General features: G+C 46.6%; 16 protein-coding genes and 1 tRNA gene. 11 read left to right on the plus strand and 6 right to left on the minus strand.

All coding sequences use genetic code 11. From position 1 onward, the window contains the following. Positions 1–284: 284 nt before the first annotated feature. Both ACP7H9_RS11500 and ACP7H9_RS11505 read right to left on the minus strand, forming a co-directional pair. Positions 285–3,404, minus strand: a complete 3,120-nt coding sequence (locus ACP7H9_RS11500) for a translocation/assembly module TamB domain-containing protein (RefSeq protein WP_439222789.1) — start codon at positions 3,402–3,404, stop codon at positions 285–287. A gap of 257 nt (positions 3,405–3,661) precedes the next feature. Beyond that, on the minus strand, positions 3,662–5,389 hold the full coding sequence (locus ACP7H9_RS11505) for an autotransporter assembly complex protein TamA (protein WP_114982022.1): 1,728 nt from the start codon (positions 5,387–5,389) through the stop codon (positions 3,662–3,664). An 85-nt stretch (positions 5,390–5,474) separates the two neighbouring features. Here ACP7H9_RS11505 and ACP7H9_RS11510 point away from each other — a divergent pair, with 85 nt between their 5' ends. The 7 genes from ACP7H9_RS11510 (at position 5,475) to ACP7H9_RS11540 (ending at position 10,622) form a co-directional block, all read left to right on the plus strand. After that, complete coding sequence (locus tag ACP7H9_RS11510) at positions 5,475–6,332, plus strand: HDOD domain-containing protein (RefSeq protein ID WP_253620435.1); 858 nt, start codon at positions 5,475–5,477, stop codon at positions 6,330–6,332. A 95-nt stretch (positions 6,333–6,427) separates the two neighbouring features. Further along, positions 6,428–6,504: transfer RNA gene (locus ACP7H9_RS11515), tRNA-Trp, on the plus strand. Positions 6,505–6,571: 67 nt separating this feature from the next. Continuing rightward, on the plus strand, positions 6,572–6,892 hold the full coding sequence (locus ACP7H9_RS11520; protein WP_114982020.1) for a hypothetical protein: 321 nt from the start codon (positions 6,572–6,574) through the stop codon (positions 6,890–6,892). After that, positions 6,879–7,316 (plus strand): ribosomal protein S18-alanine N-acetyltransferase, encoded by a 438-nt coding sequence (rimI, locus tag ACP7H9_RS11525; protein ID WP_439222790.1) that lies wholly within the window; start codon positions 6,879–6,881, stop codon positions 7,314–7,316. The genes ACP7H9_RS11520 and rimI overlap by 14 nt, the downstream gene beginning before the upstream one ends. 18 nt (positions 7,317–7,334) lie before the next feature. Further along, positions 7,335–8,081 carry a deoxyribose-phosphate aldolase gene (deoC, locus tag ACP7H9_RS11530; protein WP_034823051.1) on the plus strand — a complete coding sequence of 249 codons (747 nt, stop codon included), beginning with the start codon at positions 7,335–7,337 and terminating at the stop codon, positions 8,079–8,081. A gap of 4 nt (positions 8,082–8,085) precedes the next feature. Next, positions 8,086–9,426 carry a thymidine phosphorylase gene (gene deoA / locus ACP7H9_RS11535; protein WP_439222791.1) on the plus strand — a complete coding sequence of 447 codons (1,341 nt, stop codon included), beginning with the start codon at positions 8,086–8,088 and terminating at the stop codon, positions 9,424–9,426. Beyond that, positions 9,423–10,622: a phosphopentomutase gene (locus tag ACP7H9_RS11540; protein WP_114982018.1), complete on the plus strand. Its 1,200-nt coding sequence runs from the start codon at positions 9,423–9,425 to the stop codon at positions 10,620–10,622. The genes deoA and ACP7H9_RS11540 overlap by 4 nt, the downstream gene beginning before the upstream one ends. On the opposite strand, the gene ACP7H9_RS11545 is transcribed toward ACP7H9_RS11540, so the two are convergent. Continuing rightward, on the minus strand, positions 10,615–12,306 hold the full coding sequence (locus ACP7H9_RS11545; protein ID WP_439222792.1) for a methyl-accepting chemotaxis protein: 1,692 nt from the start codon (positions 12,304–12,306) through the stop codon (positions 10,615–10,617). The two genes, ACP7H9_RS11540 and ACP7H9_RS11545, sit on opposite strands and share 8 nt — an antisense overlap. A gap of 177 nt (positions 12,307–12,483) precedes the next feature. Here ACP7H9_RS11545 and prfC point away from each other — a divergent pair, with 177 nt between their 5' ends. Continuing rightward, the gene (gene prfC, locus ACP7H9_RS11550) at positions 12,484–14,073 is read left to right on the plus strand and encodes a peptide chain release factor 3 (RefSeq protein ID WP_034823045.1); all 1,590 of its coding nucleotides are present in this window, start codon (positions 12,484–12,486) and stop codon (positions 14,071–14,073) included. 5 nt (positions 14,074–14,078) lie between these two features. Then, positions 14,079–14,876 carry a TatD family hydrolase gene (locus tag ACP7H9_RS11555; protein ID WP_439222793.1) on the plus strand — a complete coding sequence of 266 codons (798 nt, stop codon included), beginning with the start codon at positions 14,079–14,081 and terminating at the stop codon, positions 14,874–14,876. On the opposite strand, the gene ACP7H9_RS11560 is transcribed toward ACP7H9_RS11555, so the two are convergent. After that, entirely contained in the window at positions 14,833–15,465 is a 633-nt protein-coding gene (locus ACP7H9_RS11560) for a YtjB family periplasmic protein (protein WP_243735037.1), read from the minus strand. The two genes, ACP7H9_RS11555 and ACP7H9_RS11560, sit on opposite strands and share 44 nt — an antisense overlap. Positions 15,466–15,492: 27 nt before the next feature. Between ACP7H9_RS11560 and serB the strand changes: the two genes are divergently transcribed. Further along, positions 15,493–16,155, plus strand: coding sequence for a phosphoserine phosphatase SerB (serB, locus tag ACP7H9_RS11565; protein ID WP_439222794.1), 663 nt, complete (start codon positions 15,493–15,495; stop codon positions 16,153–16,155). On the opposite strand, the gene ACP7H9_RS11570 is transcribed toward serB, so the two are convergent. After that, a complete protein-coding gene (locus tag ACP7H9_RS11570) occupies positions 16,129–18,633 on the minus strand; it encodes a PilZ domain-containing protein (protein WP_439222795.1) in 2,505 nt (834 codons plus the stop codon). The two genes, serB and ACP7H9_RS11570, sit on opposite strands and share 27 nt — an antisense overlap. Before the next feature lie 65 nt (positions 18,634–18,698). Here ACP7H9_RS11570 and radA point away from each other — a divergent pair, with 65 nt between their 5' ends. Next, positions 18,699–20,063: a DNA repair protein RadA gene (gene radA, locus ACP7H9_RS11575; RefSeq protein WP_011235106.1), complete on the plus strand. Its 1,365-nt coding sequence runs from the start codon at positions 18,699–18,701 to the stop codon at positions 20,061–20,063. A gap of 51 nt (positions 20,064–20,114) precedes the next feature. Here radA and ettA read toward each other — a convergent pair whose 3' ends face one another. Beyond that, entirely contained in the window at positions 20,115–21,779 is a 1,665-nt protein-coding gene (gene ettA / locus ACP7H9_RS11580) for an energy-dependent translational throttle protein EttA (RefSeq protein WP_011235105.1), read from the minus strand. Between the last annotated feature and the right edge of the window lie 137 nt (positions 21,780–21,916).

Consider the following 21,916-nt stretch of genomic DNA (forward strand, 5'->3'; position numbering starts at 1 on the left):
ACAGGTTGAGCTCTTCGAAACCTTGTCCAGACTACAAATAAAACAGCCCTCAGCTCACGCTGGGGGCTTTTTTTATGCCTGCCTGCTGTGGCCTGACGTTCACGTCAGGTGAGATGCCCTGGCTTCTCCGTACTTAGTCTCCCTGCTCAGTTTATAGCTGCAGTGACGCGTGTCGGCCAAGATCCGCTCTCATAATATACCCCGGGTTTAACCCCCAACCTCCCCACCTGATGCAAGAGCATCAGGCTACTACAAAACAACCTTTGGTGATAAAGCGAGGTGAGTTACTTAGTTTCGATGGTATATATTAAATCGCCACCTTGACCTTCAGTGGTTGAGGTGGATTCAAAAAGTAGTCTTTCAGACAGTGTGTAGCGCAGTATGAAAGTAGAGGTTGGTTCTAGTAAGCCAATTCCATACTTAACGTACAGACGAGGAGAGAGGTATTTACCTATATACAAAGAGGTATCATTGACATCACTGGTTTCAGAATCCAAAGCCACTTCATCTAAATCAAAAGTGTCTTTTATGCCTTCAGTTAGAAACTTGGCGCTACGGCCACCAACTAATAGTGCAGCCTGTAGTTCGAGATTATTCGCATCTCCCTGGCTACCCGGCGGCTTTCCGAATAACAGGTACGAGAGGATAGTACTGTCCGGAAGAGGCGGTGTTGAAAAAAGGCTTAATTCAGGTCGGTTTATAGTACCGGTAACTCTGGCTCCTATCGTCTCAGGCGGCCGCTCGTCGATACCGGTTTTTTCAATATTACGGGTAACTCTAAGATTTAGGGATGGAGTATCTAAAGGCCCCCCATTGAAAAGCAAATCACCGCGTTCAATAGCTAATTTTTGTCCGTAAATCTCGTAATTACCGGATACGACCCCAATACTGCCGTTACCTCGTGCAACGGAATCGGGTTGCTGTGTAATTTGGAGTTTCCCTTTTAAGTTACCTGAAAAACCTAGAGCTTCGACGCGAACTTGTTCTCCTAGACTCACTGTTATATCTGTATTAGTAGAAAACAAAGGAGGATCTTTAGACTCATTTTTCAAAGTAACATCAGCTGACTCAGTGACAGCTTGATCTAAATTCACTGGTGTTATTCGAGCTTTAGGTAGATGTAAATCCCCTCTGACGAATACAAGATCTTTCTCAAGCTTTAGGGAGATATCAGGTGATGCAACAAGGAGAAGATCCGGGGTATCTAAAATCAATAGATCTTTACCCTTTATAACGAGGTTTCCGGTTCGTTTAAATGCATTGAGCTCCCCCTCAATAGCGACATCACCATCACCTATTTTGCCGTCTGCATTAACCGTAAATTCGCCAACATTTGCGTCTGCCGTTAGTTTTGCATTGAGCTCAGTAATTAATGTACCACTGGCTAATACAATGATTCTGTCTGCATTAAGGTTAACTTTTCCTGAAGCAGTTGGATCATTTAAATCACCTGCAATATTGAGTTCTGCGCTAGTACTCCCATTGCCGATATCCACTTGCGGTGCAAATAAATTCAGTAACTCTAAACTTTTAGAATTTAATGAAACCTTTCCGGAAAGAGGACTGTCGGGAGCTACTTTTTCGATAGTAAGCTGCCCTGACAGGTTAAAATCGAGTTCGTCAGCTATCGCTGTCATTCCAATATCAATGCCCTCGTCGTCGCGGTTTTTAGCGGTTAAGTTAAGCTGATTTAAAATAACTTTTTCTTCACCAGCCAGTACTTGACTGTTATCCGCGTTAATAGCGCCGTCAAGTTTCCTTAACGTCATATTTTCATAATCGAATGTACCGACAACCTCAGCCGATATCTCTCCAGTTAGCTTGTAAGCGACGTCGGGTAATACAAGAGCTTGCAGTAAATCCAGCGGAATCTCACTGGCATCTGCATCGAAACTTATTAACTTGTCCTGCTGTTCTAACTTAAGGCAGAAGGGATTATCTATCCCTTTGTAATTTAGACAAACTGGCGTTGTATTGAACGTGATGTCCTCATAGTTAAAAACGACCGTGATAGGTTGATTTAAACTAACAGTATTGTAGTCAGGGTGCTTCAGGTTAAATTTATTAAAACCTATTTTAAACTCTGGTTGGTTTAGTTGCCCACTAATATCACCGGTAGCTACAACCTCTCCTTTAACGTCAGAAAGCTCGCTTAAATCTTTAGACGTTACTTGCCAGGTGAGCTTTTTGCCAGGGCTAAGCGCCCCTTCAGCGATAAGTGACTGCGCTCCCCAGCTGGCATTAAACTGGTCAACAAATAAGTAGGGCTCTGACAAACGCAATTTCGCTTCTGCATTGACCGTCCGCTGTTGATATTCACCCGAAATATCCGTAGTTAAAGATAAATTGTCTTTCCAATTGATAGCAGCCTTGCCACTGACAGTTTCATCATTATGAGTAAGTTTCAGGCTTAAGATATTTAGGCTGTCAGACTTAAGTTTAGCTTCAGTAACAAGCTGTAAGTCTTCTTCCAGTACGCCAGACAGTTCGTTACTTAAATTAATTGCAAGCTCATCGAGTTCGCCTTTGGCCTGTAACCGGCCTTCGTGGCTGCTGATACCGTTCGGTTCGTAGGTTATTTTTTCCCAACTTACAGAAGCATCAATTACCGGAGTAGTCGATAGTGATGAAACATTTCCCTGCAAGGTTAGCTGTCCCTGGATATCCCCTCTAGAGTGCACATTGAGTGGTGCGAAGTTTATTATGTTGTCTTGATAGCTAACGGAGCCATCGATATCCATTGTCTGTTGATTAACTGTGACAGCTATGTCGGGCTCGATACTGGCTCGTGTTACTCCACCCTCTCCACGTATATCTCCGGCAAAACTCAATTCAACCGGGTCAGCTCCGACACTTGCCAACCACAGGCTCAGGTTATTCTTCTGCCAATTGCTGTCAAACTGCCAGGTAAGCTCGTTCAGCGGGTTATCGATTTTAGCGGTAACTTCACCGACAAGTCCTTCGGATAGTTCACTATTTGTCGTCAGAGATCGAATGTCGCCAGCTATCTCCGTTTTTACTTTAAGCGAAGGGAAGTCTGGTGAGTGAAAATGGGTGTTATTTTCGAGCTCACTTTTAAAAGGATAAGATAATTTAGTTTTTCCGGAAATCTCGGTGGTTAGGTATTGGTGCTCCAGACGAAACTGTCTGATATTAAGCTGGCCATCAGCGTTAGCTCTGGCTGATGCTTCAATCGTTAGTTCCTGAGAAGGAGTTTCTAAAATAAAAAAACGGCTTTCCTTAACCAGCAAGTTACGCAAGTTGACATCTAAAGGCAGCTCAATTTGAATGTCTTCAACAGAAGCTTCAGAATCCGCGTTTTGACTCGAATTCTGAGCTGCACGAAGACGGATCTCGCCACCAAGGCTTTCTATGTTATCTATTCGAATAACACCGGACAACAAAGCTAGCGGATCCCAGTTTATGATTAGCTTGTTTGGTGTATAGGAAAAAGTTTCGCTTTCAAAACGAAAATCTTCAAACTCAAACTCATTCAGCAGAGTTCCATTAAATGCTTTGTACTGGATGTCTACCGATAGATATTTTTGTCCCTGAGTTAGTATCCAGCGGCTGCCAGTTTCACTGCCAACCAGGCTGATAGCCATTAGTGGGACTAAAACAACCAGAACAAGAACTGTAATGGCCAACCAACGATAAATGCTCATAAATCGGGGCCTAAGGTAAAGTGTAGGCGCCAGGGCTTATCTGGCTCATCTATTGCCTGAGCCAAATCCAGACGAACCGAACCAATAGGAGAGATCCAGCGAATTCCGAATCCAACACTTTGTTTCAGCTTTTCATTAGGTTCAATCATGGCATTACCAATATCCGTGAATAAAGCGACACGCCAATTTTCCTTAAAGCGATAATCAATTTCTGCGCTGGCAACAGCCAAATAACGGCCACCTAAAATGGTTCCTGTATCGTCTTCTGGTCCTAATTGCTCATAAGCGTAGCCGCGCACGCTGTTGTCCCCGCCAGCGAAAAAACGTAGCGAAGGAGGCAACTGATTAAAATCATCTATATAGGTAGCGCCGGCTTCGGCTCTGGCAAGAAAACGTATATTGTCTGTAACAGGGACAACGGCTTTAAAGCCAAGTTCCACGCTGGCTAAATCGGCATCAGACAAAACTGCTTCACTTGCTGCTTTTAGTGTTACATCAAAACGAAAGCCTTTGTCGATATTTAACCTTCCGTCAGCTGTCACATAGTTCCAACTGGCTTGCGGAATTAAAAACTGACTGGTTCCCGAACTTTCGCCAATTTCGAAGTCATCGCGTTGCCAGTTTAACCCGTACTCGCGTTGCCATTTACCCATTGCAACAACGCTGGATGCGCCAAAGCGATATAGTCGGTTAGTTTGTCCTTCGTTATCTTTATCAGAGGCCTCGGCTCGAATCTGGTAATAATCTGACTGAGGGTTTTGACCCGGAATGATGTAGTTTGCACCAACGCGGCTTTCTACTTCTGATAACTGTGTCATCCCCCTGAGTTGGTGTCCCTGCGTATTGACCCAACGGCGGTTGAGGCTGGCACTAATACGAGCTCCGGTATCGGTTCCGTAACCAACACCGTATTGATACTGGTTTCTGAAGTTAGGCTCGGAGCTGACAGAGATAGGTACTGTGTGCTCTTCGGCATTTCCCCAGTCCGGACTGACCTGAACTTGAGAGAAATATCCGCTGTCACCTAATGCTACTTGTAATTGACTGAGTTCCTGTGTGTTGTAGCCTTCGCCGTGTTCAAAAGGAACAAAGCGATGGAGCAGTTCGTCGTCGAGTATATCCTGTTCGAATGTGACCTGCCCGTACTCGTAGCGTTTCCCGGAATCAAAAATCACTTCTATATCAGCGGTGTTTTCTGCAACATCAATTTCGACATTGTGTTTTATAAAGCGAGCATCGTGATAGCCGCGCTGACTCGCTAATGACAATAACCTGGACTTAACTTGTTCGTAAGTACTATGAATAAAACGTTGTTTTTCTTTGAGGCTATTATTCTCTATTATGTTCTCGAACGCCTCGTCTTCAGCCGCGTCGCCCCGAATTTCCCACATGTTTTTAGCAATTTTTACCGGGTCATTCAGCTCAATTTGGTAGGCAGCTGACCAACCTCCCTCAATGGTTTCTAGTTGAGCATTCACTTCAACCTGATAATATCCATATGGGCGGAGTGCTTTTTTAATGTCGTCAGGTGCTTGTCTATGTAGATACCGGACTCTATAGTCGGCGTAACTTTTGTCTTTATCCAGACGGGCTATTTGTAATAGCGCCATAACATTGGCGTACTCGTCTCCCTCAACACCGGAGACCGCAACTTCAACTGAAGCAAGAGCCAGCCCGTTGAAAAGTATACTAAAACTAAAAAGAATAAATCGAAAGTAACGCATTGAAGTGTTATACCAGACAAAAAGTTAAGACATAATCGCATGCTTTAAGATTTCATGTAAATCATTGGTTCAACCCGGAGACTCTATGGCGATAGAAATTACGACGGCAGAAAAACGATTGTTACAAAGAGTAAGTATTCCACCGCGCCCCGAAACTTTGCTAACTGTGAGTCGTGAAGCCAAAAAAAGTGAACCTGATGTCACCGTTATCGCTGAATCTATTTCGGCTGATATGAGTATAGCCGCCGCTGTTTTACAGGTTGTTAATTCTGCCGCTTACCGCAGAGCAAGAGAGGTCGATTCAATTCAGCAGGCCGTCATGACGCTTGGCTTTCGCCGGGTTTTTCCGATTGTAAGGGCGGTTGCTCTTAAGTCGGCTTTGACATCTGACTATGATCTCAGCGAGTTCTGGCGTTATAACGAGTGGGTTGCCGGGGCCTGTGTGATGATCGCTGAAGCCATCGGACGACCTGAATTGAGAGATCATGCTTATATGCTGGGTCTTTTTCAAAGCTCAGGAATACCGGTTATGTTGGCTGAGTTCGATGATTATGCTGACTTACTCAATGCTGCAGAAAGCACGCCGTGGCAGCAAGTTCAGGCCAAAGAGCTGGAGCTCTTCCAAACCACCCATACCACTATCGGTGCGCTGTTGGCACAACAATGGAAGTTGCCGAAAATTGTAGTTGAAGTCATTTATTATTTGTTTGAAGACAGTTCAATTTTCAATCACTCCAGCGAACTTGACAATTTAACCCTCGACTTATTGGGAATACTAAAGATATCGCGATACGCAATTGATTTGAGAACCCGCAGTTTGGCCGGAGAAGAAGAATGGCAGTATGTTCAGGATGGCGTACTTGAGCATTTTCAAATTGATGAGTTTAAGGTAGATGAGATGCTGCAGATTGTTCATGAGGAGCTTTTTGACGTAGAAGCCTAGCCATAATTGTTTAATTTATCTGCAAACAGTAGGTTAAGCCGTAAATATCGCTTGTCTGAATACTGGGTGTCGGTATAATTCTCCGCTCAAGCGTTAGGGGCGTAGTTCCAATTGGTAGAACAGCGGTCTCCAAAACCGACGGTTGGGGGTTCGAATCCCTCCGCCCCTGCCAGTTTCTAACTGGCTATCCTTCCCAAGCTTGAGTAAACTGCATTTATCTGTTTTCAACGGTAATCGTCATGCTCCCAGAATGGACCAGTCAACAACGCGCCGCATTACAAGTTATGGGTATTCCCATTTGGGACAAGAAACGTGCGTCGGCACCGGTATTTTATTATCGTCTGGGCCCTCTCTATTTGCGTGGAGAGAGAGAATTGCCTGTTTCTTTGCCCGGTTGGCTTGATGATCTTTGTTTGTACTTCGAGCAACGCCCGGTTGCTATAAAAGCCCCCTCTAAAACTCCAGATCTTTGTTTCGATTATACTGACGGTCTTACTGGTTCCTTTCCGGTGGAAACAAAAAAATCTCTCTGGCAACAACTTAAACATGCAAAGCTTTAATATCGAGGATTTTCGACCCGGTGAGCTTGAGTTTTCGGTCGAAAAGAAAGCACATCGTACCCCCTGGCCCTGGTCTGTATTTAGTGAAAGCCATGGTGAACAATATCGTTGTCGGCGGCTATTGAGCGACTCAAGGGTTATTGGTTTTACTATTAGCCAGTTAGTTGCCGATGAATTGACGTTGCACAACATTGCTGTGGATCCTGACTTTCAGGGACAGGGCTTTGGTTACAAACTCATGCAGGACTTATTAGACTATGCTGAAGAGAAACACTGCGTTGTGTTTCTGGAAGTGCGAGCTTCCAATGCTGCCGCTATCCGCTTATATGAAGGCAATGGATTTGATACGGTAGGGCGCAGAGTCAATTATTATCCAGCCGCCGACGGGCGTGAAGACGCTTTAGTTATGCGTTGGGAAAGCTAATAACCAAATGGAGTAATTATGCCATCAACACAACAGGTACGGGCACTACAGGCTTTGTCCTTTATGGATTTAACCACGTTGAATAACGATGATACCCGAGAGGTTATTGAAGACTTATGCCAACGTGCCTCGATAAATAAAAAGAGTGTCGCTGCGGTTTGTGTGTTCCCTGAATGGGTGGCGTTGGCTCGCCAGTTTCTCAACGAGCAGGGGCTGGATACCAAAGTCGCTACGGTTACTAACTTTCCTGATGGCAGTACCAATGTCGCCCGCGCCGCAGCAGAAACCGAGCGAGCTATAGCGGCCGGAGCGCACGAGGTTGACGTGGTCCTGCCTTATGCTGCTTTATTGCAGGGTGATGAGAGCACCCCGGCTGAATTGGTAAGAGAGTGCAAGGATATTTGCGGCGATTCTGTTCAGCTAAAAGTCATTATTGAGTCAGGTGAGCTTCAGCAACACGATAAAATTGTTCTGGCTAGTGAGTTAGCTATTGCTAACGGCGCTGACTTTATTAAAACCTCAACCGGAAAAGTATCGATAAATGCCACCTTGAAAGCGGCGGAAGCTATGCTGGGGGTCATTAAATCCAGTCAAACAGATTGTGGTTTTAAAGCCGCAGGCGGAATCCGGACTCTGGATGATGCGGTTCAGTATATTGAGTTAGCCGAGCGGATTATGGGTGAGGACTGGGTCACAGCTGATAATTTCCGCATCGGAGCCAGTAGCCTGTTGCAGGATCTCCAAAGCCTTTTGGTTAAGGTTTAAGTTTATGTTTTTGGCGCAAGAAGTTATTCGCAAAAAGCGTGACGCTGTAAGTTTATCCGACACCGATATTCAGCAGTTCGTTAACGGAATTTGCGATGACAGCGTCAGTGAGGGGCAAATAGCTGCGTTGGCTATGGCTATTTATTTTCGCGGTATGTCGGCGCAGGAAAAAACAGCTTTAACCGTTGCTATGAGAGATTCCGGCGATGTTCTTGACTGGCGGCAGGACAATTTAAATGGTCCGGTATTGGATAAGCACTCAACCGGCGGTGTCGGTGACGTCGTTAGTTTAATGCTGGGTCCTATTGTCGCGGCCTGTGGTGGCTATGTTCCGATGATTTCGGGGCGTGGTCTGGGACATACTGGCGGTACGCTGGATAAATTTGACGCAATTCCCGGCTATCAGACCGCTCCGGATAATCGGCGCTTTCGCGACACGGTTAAGCAGGCTGGTGTTGCCATTATTGGGCAAACAGGGCGTCTGGCACCAGCTGATAGCCGCTTTTACGCAACGCGCGATGTGACCGCGACAGTGGAGTCGATTCCGTTAATTACAGCTTCTATTCTGGCAAAAAAGCTGGCTGAAGGCCTTGATGGTTTGGTTATGGATGTTAAAGCCGGTAACGGTGCATTCATGCCAGGATACGATGAATCGAGAGAGTTAGCGCAGAGTCTGGTTAGTGTTGGCCGGAAACTGGGAGTAGAAACCACGGCGCTTATTACTGACATGAATCAGGCATTAGGTTCAGCTGCCGGTAATGCGGTTGAGGTTCAGTTAGCCGTTGATTATTTAACGGGAAAGCTCAGAGATAAACGCCTGCATGAGGTAACAAAAGCCTTATCTGCTGAGTTGCTGGTGTCGGGAAACTTGGCTAAAAGTACTGACCAAGCTGAGGTTATGGTTGAAAACGTACTGGGAAGCGGTTTGGCGGCCGAACGTTTCGCCAAAATGGTCGGTTCTTTGGGCGGACCTCACGACTTTCTGGAAAAAAGCGACCAGTACCTGCCCCAGGCAAACCTGAGAAAACCGTTAAAGCTTCCCGCCGAGTATCATGGGCTATATTTATCGGAAGTGAATACAAGAGAATTGGGAATGGCGGTTGTCTGTTTAGGTGGAGGCCGGCGCAAAGCTGATGATAAATTGGATTTAAGCGTTGGTATGACCGATATCCTGACAGTTGGATCGAAAGTGGACTCAGAGAGTGTCATTGCAACAGTGCATGCCAGTAACGAGTCGGACTGGCAAGAGGCTGCTGACAGCATACTGAAAGCTTTGAGTTTTTCCTCTACCCCGCCGGAGCCCGACTCTGTTATCTATGAGCGCATAGCCGGAGAGACTGAATGAGCAGAGCCATTGTTCTGGTATTAGATTCGTTTGGTATTGGTTCAGCCCCCGACGCTGATAAGTTTGGTGATGAAGGCGCTGATACTTTTGGCCATATCGCGGAATACAGGTATCAGCACGGACAACCCCTGCAGTTACCTAACCTTACCCGGCTGGGTTTAGCTAAAGCTCATAAAGAAGCGACAGGCACCTATGCCAAAGGTTTTCACGAAGTGGAAACTTATGGTGCTTATGCCTGTGCCGCAGAACTCTCGTCGGGAAAAGACACACCCTCTGGTCACTGGGAGTTAATGGGCGTTCCCGTACACTTCGAATGGGGGTATTTCCTCAATGAAGAGAACAGTTTTCCCAATGAATTGTTAACTCAAATTCTTAAGGCCTGCGAACTCGACGGTTATCTTGGTAATTGCCATGCTTCGGGCACTGAAATCCTAAAGCAGTTAGGTGAGCAGCACATTCGTAGCGGTTATCCTATTTTTTATACCTCTGCCGATTCCGTGTTTCAAATTGCCGCGCACGAAGAACATTTTGGTCTGGAGCGTTTATATCAGGTATGCGAGAAGGTTAGGGCCCTTATAGAGCCATATAATATTGGTCGCGTTATTGCACGTCCGTTTGTTGGCGATAAAGCGGACAACTTTGAGCGTACAGCCAATCGAAAAGACTACTCTGTTTTACCACCTAAGCCGACGGTGCTGGATAAGCTTCAAAATAAAGGCGGCAAGGTTATTGCTATCGGTAAAATCTCGGATATTTTTGCCGGGCAGGGCGTTTCCGAGTCGGTCAAAGCCTCGGGGCTGAACGGGCTTTTAACGGCCACATTAAACGCAATGGAGAAATCCCCGGAGAACACATTAATTTTTACCAATTTAGTGGATTTTGATACCTTATACGGACACCGGCGGGATATTGATGGCTATGCCCGGGAACTGGAAACGTTCGACCAATGGTTGCCTGTTATTGAATCGGCAATGAAACCGGATGATGTTTTGGTATTAACCGCTGATCACGGCTGCGATCCCACCTGGCAGGGAACCGATCATACCCGTGAATTTATTCCTTTATTACTGTCGGGTCAAAACGTGCAGGCGGGTAACCGGGGGAAACGACACAGTTTTGCCGATTTAGGGCAGACACTGTGTCGTTTATTTGACTTACCCGCGATGGAAGAAGGCAAGGCGATTAAGCTTAGCTAACACGATACCGCTTAACGTTGTTCTCAAGTTGTGCCGCAGTGTTACTAAGCTCTTTCATATGCTCCCCGGCCTGTTGAGTGCCATCGGCGGTTTGCTTCGCAATATCGACAATTGCGGTCATATTTTGGTTTATGGTTTCCGAAACCGATGTTTGCTCTTCCGCTGCAGTCGCAATTTGAGCGTTCTGCGTGTTAATGGTGTTTACCGCCTCCAGAACTTTCGCCAAAGCGTTTTCCACTTCCGCCGCCTCGGCGACACTGGTTTCACTTCCCTGTTTTATGGAGGCCATAACATTCGACACTTTTTTACTGCCTTGCTGCAGTTGCTCTATCATCGATTCAATTTCGTGAGTGCTGTCCTGAGTTCGTTTTGCCAGAGTGCGAACCTCGTCGGCAACAACGGCAAAACCTCTGCCAGCTTCACCTGCACGAGCCGACTCTATTGCCGCGTTAAGCGCCAGTAAGTTGGTCTGTTCAGCAATGCCTCGAATAACATCAAGCACGGAGCCAATTTTCGCTGAGTGCGCGTTAAGCTGTTCAACCTCTGATGCACCATTTTCCACTTTTTCTGCCAGACCGTGAATGACATTAACGGCTTTGGTCAGCAGGTGATTACTTGAATGAACCAATTCTTCTGCCTGTTCAGCTGCTGATGACGCTTCGCTGGCGCTACGGGCGACTTCATGAGAGGCCGTCGACATTTCGTTAATGGCGGTTGCCACCTGCTCACTTTCTGCCTGCTGCTCGGTTACTCCCTCGCGAGCGTCAATCAGAACTTTGTCGAGCTTTTGAGTGGAGCGGCTGACGGAGCTCGCAGAATGACGGATATTGGTTACCATATCGGAAACCTGGTCGGCAAAATCGTTAAAGGCCTGCCCAAGATCGGCCATTTCATCGTTGCTGGTCGTATCGAGGCGCTGGGTGAGATCACCGTCGCCTTTTGCAATTCTTTCCATAGCGTTAAGGGCGTTACGCAGTGGTCGTGTAATTCCTTTTACTACAAACAACGCCAGCGCGGCGATAATCAGCAATGCAATAATTGACGCAACGATGGTTTCAACAACGGCGTCGGCTAGTGCTTCATCAACATTATTTTCAATTCTGGCGGCTTCCTGCTCCATTCCGGCTGTCCAAAAGCCAGTACCTATTACCCAGTTCCACTCGTTTAGTAGCTTGGCGTATCCAAGTTTAGGATTGACTTGCTGCTGAGTATTCTGCCAGTCATATTTGACGAAACCGCCACCACCTTCTGCTTCTTCAATAAGCTTTCTGATAAGGTAAACCCCATTAGGGTCCTGAAAGTCGAACAGGTTTTTACCTTCAAGGCTTTGATTAACGCCATGAGCAACACTGACACCCTGACGGTCATAAACGAAGAGGTAACCCACATCACCAGAGTCATCAAAACGTAGTTGCCGTAGTATTTGCTTTGCGCGTTCTTGTCTTTCCTGTAACGAGCCCAGAGAAGTGTCTTTTACAAGGTGCTGGATAGAAGTAAATGCTAACTCCAAATAGTTAGAAAGCTCCTCTCGACTGTCTTTTTCCATTTGCGTTGTGAATTCTTCAACGGCGTTTTGTCCGACAGTCGTTGACTGAGACAAGTTATACCAGGTTAAGAACACGGCAATAAGTACCGGGGGGATAAGTGCCAGAGAAAATACTTTCGCTTTTATCGTCAGTTGCATGGGCAGGTTACTCGGGTTGTTCATGTCAGTTTGTAGTTTAGTACAGGCTCGGAATGCTATCTTTTAGACGTTAGTACCGTATCTATCTCAGATTATAGCAATCCATGGTTTGTGTATCGGCAGCAGATCAGCGAAAATAAGCAATATAGTTAAATTTAACCAATAAGAGTCTTGTTGATGTCTGAATCCAGCTTGCAGAATGAAGTCGCGAAACGTCGTACCTTTGCCATTATCTCTCACCCGGATGCCGGTAAAACCACGATTACTGAAAAGGTCCTGCTGCATGGTCAGCAGATCCAAAAAGCGGGAACGATAAAAGGCAAGAAATCTGGTCAGCATGCAAAGTCAGACTGGATGCAAATGGAGCAGGAACGGGGGATATCGGTAACGACCTCGGTCATGCAATTCCCTTATCATAATGCCCTGGTAAATCTATTAGATACTCCCGGACACGAAGACTTCTCAGAAGATACCTATCGCACCCTGACTGCCGTTGATTCTTGTTTAATGGTTATTGACGGCGCTAAAGGTGTTGAGGACCGAACCATTAAATTGATGGAAGTCACGCGTTTACGTGACACTCCTATTATCACGTTTATGAACAAACTTGACCGTGACATTCGTGACCCGCTGGAGTTGCTGGATGAAGTGGAAGATGTTCTGAAAATTATGTGCGCACCTATTACCTGGCCGATTGGTTCCGGCAAAAACTTTAAAGGGGTTTATCACCTTCTTAAAGATGAAACGATTTTATATAAAACCGGGCAGGGGCATCGAATTCAGGAAGAGACCATTATAAAAGGTCTTGATAACCCTGAGTTAGATGAGAAGCTAGGCGTATGGGCAGATGAGCTACGTGAGCAAATCGAGTTGGTGAATGGCGCGTCAAACCCCTTTGATAAAGAGCTTTTTCTCGCCGGTGAATTGACTCCGGTATTTTTCGGAACGGCGTTAGGTAACTTCGGTGTGGATCATATGCTGGATGGTCTGGTCGACTGGGCACCGAAACCTCAAGGCCGGGAAACCGATCAACAAGAAGGCGTTAGTGCCACCAGCGAAGACTTCTCCGGTTTCATTTTTAAAATTCAGGCGAATATGGACCCGCGTCACAGAGACCGGGTTGCCTTCATGCGTATTGTGTCCGGTAAGTATGAGAAAGGTATGAAAATGCGTCAGGTTCGTACAGGTAAAGACGTGCGTATCAGTGATGCATTAACCTTTTTAGCGGGTGACCGTTCGCATGTGGAAGAAGCCTACCCAGGCGATATCATTGGTCTTCATAACCACGGAACTATTCAAATCGGCGATACCTTTACCGCCGGCGAAGACTTCAAGTTTAGCGGTATTCCGAACTTTGCGCCTGAGCTTTTCCGTCGTATCCGTCTGAAAGATCCACTAAAGCAGAAGCAATTATTAAAAGGCTTAGTGCAGTTATCTGAAGAGGGCGCCGTGCAGGTGTTCCGTCCGCTTATCAGCAACGACCTGATTGTTGGCGCTGTTGGTGTACTGCAGTTTGATGTGGTTGTTCATCGCCTGAGAACAGAATACAAAGTGGATGCCATGTACGAAAATATTAACGTTGCGACAGCGCGCTGGGTGAGTAGTAAAGACGAGAAGAAACTGGATGAGTTTCGTCGTAAAGCAGAAGCGAATCTGGCATTAGATGGCGGTGACAACCTGACCTACATTGCCCCGACTATGGTGAACTTAAGCCTGGCAGAAGAGCGTTACCCTGATATTGAGTTTACTCACACACGCGAACACTAAAGCTTATGAATACGCTTTACGACACTCATTGCCATATTGATTTTCAGGCATTTGATGAGGACCGGGAGCAAGTTTTAGAAGCGGCTGCCGAAGCCGGAGTTGAGCGTTTTATGGTGCCGGGTGTTAGTGCTGAGCAATGGCCCCGGCTGCAGCAGTTAGTTAATCAGTTTTCAAGCTGGCGCTTTGCTTTAGGTTTGCATCCCTGGTTTATTCAACAACATAATCTGAACCACCTGCAAGAGCTGGAACAAGCCTTAGATACTCCGCATGAACGGTTACGGGCAGTGGGGGAGGTGGGGCTAGATGCTACCTGCGATAATTCCGAGCTGCAGCGCGAGCTCTTTATTGAACAGCTGAAATTAGCGAAGAACTATCGCCTGCCAGTGATTATACATCACCGTAAAACTCTGGAGACAACTCATCCGTTAGTCAAACAATATGGTCCTGAGCAAGGCGTTATACACGCCTTCAGTGGCAGCTACGAGCAGGCTATGAAGTTTGTTGATTGCGGTTATAAGTTGGGTGTTGGCGGAGTAATTACTTACACCCGGGCACAAAAAACGCGACAGGCAATAGCCAAAGTACCGCTATCGGCTTTGGTGCTAGAGACTGATTCACCGGATATGCCTATTTGCGGACATCAGGGAGAACGTAATGAACCGGCAAGGATTGCAAAGGTTTTGAGCGTTTTAGCCGAGTTGAGAAAGGTTGATAAAGACTCACTTAGCGAGGCTTTATGGAAGAACAGTTGTGAGCTGTTTAATGATGCTCAACCTGCCAGTAACGATCACGTATCCGGTTAAAGCCAAGCATAATAAACACACCGGCTAGCATCGCCAAAAGAAGTAAGAGTTTACCTTGTTGCATCAGGCCGTTATGGGCGGTCTGGCTTTGCTTCAATAATAAATTTTTATCGAAAATGACCTGTAAATAACCACTCACATTGTCTTCCAGGTTAATTTCTTCAACCAGTACCCATGGCTCAGAAGTGTCTTCGCTAGTGGGCCAGTCAATAATGGATGAATTAACGCCACTGTGCACGAGCAGTTCACCAAAACGGTTACGAATGGTTGCCGCCATAACTTCGGGGTGGCTGGCGATATTGTCGGTCAGAGCAGTTAAGCGCTCGGTATTTTGATGTTCAAGCCAATAATGCGCTTCGTGCTCGGCCTGATCCATCATAAGCTGAGTTACCGACTGAGTTTGCGAGAAAAGTTGCTGTTGCGACTGGACACTGGCAATATTCCAGACATTAATAATGATTAGCAGTAATCCACCGGCAGCGGCTAAGCGCAGAGCACGTTTCGTCATAATACGAATAATGGCTTTGGTTTTATTGTTAAGCAAAGTACTTTTTACTCTTTGCCATTGCCTGGATTCTGTTAGTCGCATGAGTTCAGCTCAGGAGTTTCCCGTTAAATGAAACACAGTTCTGGTTTAATTGTTTTCGACATGGATTCTACCTTAATTCATATTGAGTGTATCGACGAAATTGCACGATTAAACAACCGTTATACTAAAGTCTCGGCCATAACGGAAGCCGCTATGAGGGGAGAAATTGATTTCGCAGAGAGCTTAACCCAGCGTGTGGCCTGCCTCGAAGGCATTAAAGAGTCTGATCTGGAAAGTTTATTTTCACCTATTCCATTTAACCCCGGCGCTAAAGAACTTATTCAGGCGCTGCAAGCCGCCGGCTGGAAAACTGCACTGGTTTCCGGTGGTTTCACCTGGTTTGCAAACAGGGTTCAAGCGGCTCTGAATCTGGATGCGGTTGTCGCTAACCAGTTGGAAGTAGCCGATGGCTTTCTGACCGGGAAGGTATTAGGTGACATTGTTGACGCTCAAGTTAAAGCTGAACAACTTCAGCAACTGGCCGGGCACTGGAGTATTCCGCCGGACCGAACTGTAGCGGTAGGAGACGGTGCCAACGACGCCTTAATGCTTAAGGCCGCCGCTGTTGGTATTGCTTTTAATGCAAAACCGGCATTGCAGGCTATTGCGGATTACTCTGTCAATGCTAATAACTTACTCGAGATACTAGGTTGCCTTAAACAGTCAGAACTTATTGAGCCAGTTATTTAGGCGCTCCTGCTGCTCCTTAATGGCATCGGTGCCCGATAAAGCAAATTCCAGTAAGCTTTCGGTTACATCAACTGTGTCTGCAATGGCGTATACCTGCCACAAGTCTTCTTCTATTTCCTGTGCCCGGTAAGCAGCATAGCGGCTAATGTAATTCAGTTCGGCCTGAATAAACTGAGTATCAGGGCGTCCTGTTCTGGAAAGAGTCACAGTGATAGCCCGAAAGATAGAATTGGGTATGCTTTGCTCAATAAAAGATTCAATGGCCTGGTTGTCATTACCCTCCAGCCATTGGGTCTGAACAATATCCTCTCCATTTTGGCGATATAACCGCAGTAACAGTAATAAAGTGACAGGTTCCGACGTACGATCCATCTCATTTAATCTGGGGAGAAGTTCTTCTGTTAACGAGGAACCTCGCAGCAGCGGTTGTAAATTAATTGCACTTGGCTGACTGCCGGGAAATTTAGCCAATAACTTAGCCCATCCGGATGGCCAGTTAGAGAGGCCGGCGCGGCGCACAGAGGTTTTACGCTTTTTATTTCTGTACAGGAAAACCGGCAACGAGCCCGGAGCGTCACAGTACAAATTGCGCAGACAAAGTTCCAGCCCATTTATTGAGGTGTTTTCCACTTGAAGCTTAAGCAAGTCGCGCTGTTCACGAATTAAAAAGCGTATGAACTCCGAGCCCATGTGTTGTTCGTGGTCACCTTCAATTTTCAAACGTAACGTGGTGCGGGCATCGTCAATAGAAGCTATGGTGTAAGCTAACTGGTCTAACTTGGCTTTTTTATACAGCTTCTTGAAGCCGGTCAGAGAAATGTCGACGTTGTCACCTTTTTCTGCCGGTAGTGGTGTATCAATTTGTACTTGCAGACCGCTGACAGAAAGGTCAATGATCATGCCGTCACGAACCAGCTTGCCAACTTTAACCCGGCAGCGGCTGCGGTAGCTGAAGCGTTTTTCACTGCGTAAGTTAATAAATTCAAGGCGTGCTTCTTTTGTCCGAATAGGTGTGGACGGTGGGTGTGCAAAAGCTTTTAATGAAGCTAATTGCTCTTTTTCTATACCCGTGTCGAAAAAGCCCTGCAAACTATCCGTTATATCGTTAATCACCCCCATATATCGTAAGGGTGCTATCGCTCTTTTAACTTGTGCTGTAGGAGGGTTGATGCGAAACGGAACATTAATGTTTTTCGGTACGCTCTGAGGTTGCCATGCCTGATTCAAATCTACCCGGCGTAAATCGATTTGATAAACTCGCCAGGAGGCTTTTTTACTGCCGAAGGCAATATAAGTGTCCCATAACCCCGTTTTTTGAAGCTCTTCTGCGGTGGCTGAATAGTTGTATATTTTTCCGCGGGCGGTAATAGAAAAGGTCATTACCAGTAAACGAGCATGCTCTTTTTGAGCTAAGTCCTGAAGTAACCAGCGGCTGCGGCGTAGATTAAAAATAGAACCGAAACTGATTTGATTCAGTTCATTAATCCAGTTACTTAAAATAAAGCGGTTGTTGTCGGTGGTTAATACGTAATCGGCTACCAGTTGTTTGTTTGACTCGGAAAAGAACACCGGCAACTGCTGCATCCTGGGTAACAGGAATTGCTCGTGTCCTTTATTGAGTATTGTGTTGTAAGTATTATCAATATTAACGCGGTAGCGTTTTTTATAACCATTAATGAATCGATGAAAAAACTTATCCAGTTCGGCTGACTGATAATCCGGGTCTCGATTCAAACTCAAGTAGTGTTTACCGTCTAGCTCCTGAACTCCGACAACACGATAGGGAATTCGAGTTTCAGGGTTTACCGTGAACTCTTTTGCCAGTCCGGTAAAATAAAGCGACAGTGAATCGCCGTATTGCAGTCTATGTTCGTCGTTGACACGTACGCGCATCCCCGTAATGGAAATGTCAGCCGTTACCGCCTGATAATTTTTTCCTTTACTGTCTTCAAGCCCGACTTCGATGGTAAAATTCATTCGTTCTTCGGCGCGGTAAGGGTACTGGCCAAAGTGGAATGTTTCCAGAAGGTAAGATTCAGCCTCGTTGTCGCTGTTCAAAAATGGTGATTGACCGCTTAAGGGCTCGGCATTGTGGTCAGCTAAACTTTGTGCGAAGGCTCTTTCTTCTTCGCGAGCCTGGCGTAAATGGTTGTCTGCATCCAGTATTTGCTCAAAAGTATCCTGGGTAAAAACGCCTTTATAGGTTTCCAGGCCCCGCTCAAAAATTTCAATAGCAACATCGTCAAGCTGATGCCGGCGTCCATTGTATTCGTAAGGACGGCAATCGCCAGCAACCTGATTACGCAAGTCAACAGTGCGATGACAGGGAGCGGCTAAACGTCTAAGCTCCATTTTAAGCTTGAATTTTGTGGGACCATCTTCGTTTTCAGTTAACGACTGAAATAAGGTGTCAAAGTCAGTATCGTAAACGACGGGTTTTAACTGATCGATAAGTTGGTCAAAATAATGGTTCGGCATCGAAGTCTAATATTTTTTATAGTTATTCTTGAATAATACCTCATCATAAAACGAGAAGCAGACGAATGGCAAAAGCAAAAAGTGCGTATGTGTGTAATGACTGTGGCGCCGACTTCCCGCGCTGGCTTGGGCAATGCCCGGAATGTAAGGCCTGGAACACGTTAACTGAAATTCGTTTAACATCAAAAACAACCCCTACTTCATCTGAACGGAGGGGCTTCAGCGGTATTACCGAAGGCCGGGTGCAGACCCTGAACGAGGTGGACTTGCAGGAAGTGCCGCGTTTTAGCTCGGGCTTTCAGGAGTTTGACCGCGTTTTAGGCGGCGGCGTTGTGCCCGGTTCGGCAATACTCATCGGCGGTTCACCGGGGGCAGGGAAAAGCACGCTGTTACTGCAGGCCTTATGCAAACTGGCAGAACGTATGCCTGCATTATACGTTACCGGCGAGGAATCTCTGCAGCAGGTTGCAATGCGGGCTCAGCGGCTTAACCTGCCGACGGATAAACTGCGTATGTTGTCTGAAACCTCAGTGGAAAGTATTTGTCAGCTGGCTGATAAAGAAAAACCCGCCATTATGGTCATTGATTCCATTCAGGTGATGCATATGGCGGATATTCAGTCGGCACCGGGCAGCGTCTCTCAGGTGCGTGAATCAGCCGCCTTTTTAACGCGTTACGCCAAACAAAAAAATGTCGCCATTATTATGGTCGGACACGTGACCAAAGAAGGGCACCTGGCGGGGCCGAAAGTTCTGGAACATTGCATTGACTGCTCCGTACTTCTGGATGGCTCATCAGACTCCCGTTATCGCACCCTGCGTGGTACCAAGAACCGGTTTGGTGCGGTAAATGAACTCGGCGTATTTGCGATGACAGGTGGCGGCCTGAAAGAGGTCTCGAATCCATCGGCTATATTCCTGCAGCGCGCCGAAGATCAGGGCAATGGCTCTGTGGTGATGGTGATCTGGGAAGGTACCCGACCCTTGCTGGTTGAAATTCAGGCCTTGGTCGATTACTCGGCACTGGCTAATCCTCGGCGGGTTGCGGTAGGACTGGAAGCAACGCGATTAGCACTGCTACTTGCGGTTTTGCATCGGCATGGTGGTTTACAGGTATCGGATCAGGATGTTTTTGTGAACGTCGTTGGCGGGGTTAAGGTATCTGAAACGTCGGCAGATTTAGCGTTGTTGCTTGCTATTGTTTCCAGCTTTAAAGGAGAACCATTGCCGCGTGAATTAATCGTGTTTGGTGAGGTTGGCCTGGCCGGAGAAATACGCCCGGTGCCTAATGGTCTGGAACGATTAAATGAAGCTGCGAAACACGGTTTCAAAAAAGCTATTGTACCTATCGGCAATACGCCCAAAACCTCACCCAAGGGTATGGAAGTTATTGGGGTGAAGAATCTTCAACAAGCGCTGGATGTCATGTAGCTCGGAAATAAAAAAGGGGAGCAATAAAGCTCCCCTGTTAGCAGCATTCTTTTAACCAATAGGTTTGTATTTAATGCGGTGCGGCTCCATAGCCTGTTCACCGAATTTTTCTTTCATATAAGCTTCGTAATCGCTGTAGTTACCTTCGTAGAATACTACTTCGCCTTCATCGCGGTAGTCCAGAATGTGAGTAGCAATACGGTCAAGGAACCAACGGTCGTGCGAAATAACCATCACTGAGCCCGGGAATTCCAGAATGGCTTCTTCCAGTGCCCGCAGGGTTTCCACGTCTAAGTCGTTGGTCGGCTCATCGAGTAACAAGGTGTTGCCACCGGCTTTTAGCAGTTTGGCTAAATGCACACGGTTACGCTCACCACCAGACAATTCGCCAATGCGTTTTTGCTGGTCGGTACCACGGAAGTTAAAGCGCCCAACATAAGCCCGGCCGTTAACTTCAAAGTTACCAATTTTCAGAATGTCGTTTCCGTCAGTAATCTCTTCAAAGACGGTTTTGCTGTCATCCATGTTGTCACGGAACTGATCAACGCTGGCTAATTGCACGGTTTCGCCCAATTCAACTGAACCACTGTCAGGTTGCTCTTGCCCGCTAATCATGCGGAATAAAGTGGATTTACCCGCACCATTTGGACCTATAATACCAACGATAGCGCCTTTGGGAACGCTAAAGCTTAAGTTATCAATTAGCTGGCGCTTGCCGTAAGCCTTGCTTATGCCGTTAACCTCAATAACTTTGTCGCCTAAGCGAGGGCCCGGTGGAATAAACAGTTCGTTGGTTTCGTTACGTTTTTGGTAATCGCCACTTTGTAGCTCTTCAAAGCGGTTAAGACGCGCTTTGCTTTTCGCCTGACGGCCTTTCGGGTTAGTACGTACCCACTCCAGCTCCTGCTTAATAGTGCGCTGGCGTGCTTTTTCAGAACGCTCTTCCTGCTCCAGACGCTTCTCTTTTTGCTCCAGCCATGAGGAGTAGTTGCCTTCCCACGGAATGCCGTAACCACGGTCCAGTTCAAGGATCCAGCCCGCAACATTATCAAGGAAATAACGGTCGTGGGTAATGGCCACCACAGTGCCGTTGTAGTCGTGCAGGAAGCGTTCCAGCCAGGCTACTGATTCTGCATCCAGGTGGTTGGTGGGCTCATCAAGGAGCAGCATGTCGGGTTTCGATAGCAACAGGCGGCAAATGGCTACACGGCGTCTTTCACCACCTGACAAGTTGCCGATTTTTGCATCCCACTCCGGCAGGCGCAGTGCGTCTGCAGCACGCTCAAGAATGTTGTCGATATTATGCCCGTCTTTTGCCTGCAACAAGGCTTCAAGCTCACCTTGCTCTTTTGCTAAGGCGTCGAAATCTGCGTTTTCGTCGGCATAAGCGGCATAAATTTCGTCAAGCTTAGCGAAGGCCTCTTTTACATCTGCCACAGCCTCTTCAACGGTTTCTTTCACCGTTTTATTTTCATCTAACTGAGGTTCCTGAGGCAGGTAACCGATTTGGATACCTGCTAACGGACGGGCTTCGCCTTCGTATTCATTATCAACACCCGCCATAATGCGCAGTAAGGTCGACTTACCAGCACCGTTAACGCCTAAAACACCAATTTTGGCGCCGGGATAAAACGACAGAGAAATGTCTTTTAAAATCGTTTTCTTGGGGGGAACAACTTTGCTCACCCGCGACATTGAATAGATATATTGCGCCATAGCGACGTAAAATCCTTCTTATCAACAAAAAAGTTACTGCATAGTTTACTGTTATTTACGGACATCCCCAAACTTTGTTGTGCTGAACTAGGCACTCATTTGCGTTTTAAGGTAAAATAACGGGCAAATTAAGACCA

It is taken from the genome of Idiomarina sp. ST20R2A10, assembly GCF_051842345.1.
GTDB lineage: Bacteria > Pseudomonadota > Gammaproteobacteria > Enterobacterales > Alteromonadaceae > Idiomarina > Idiomarina loihiensis.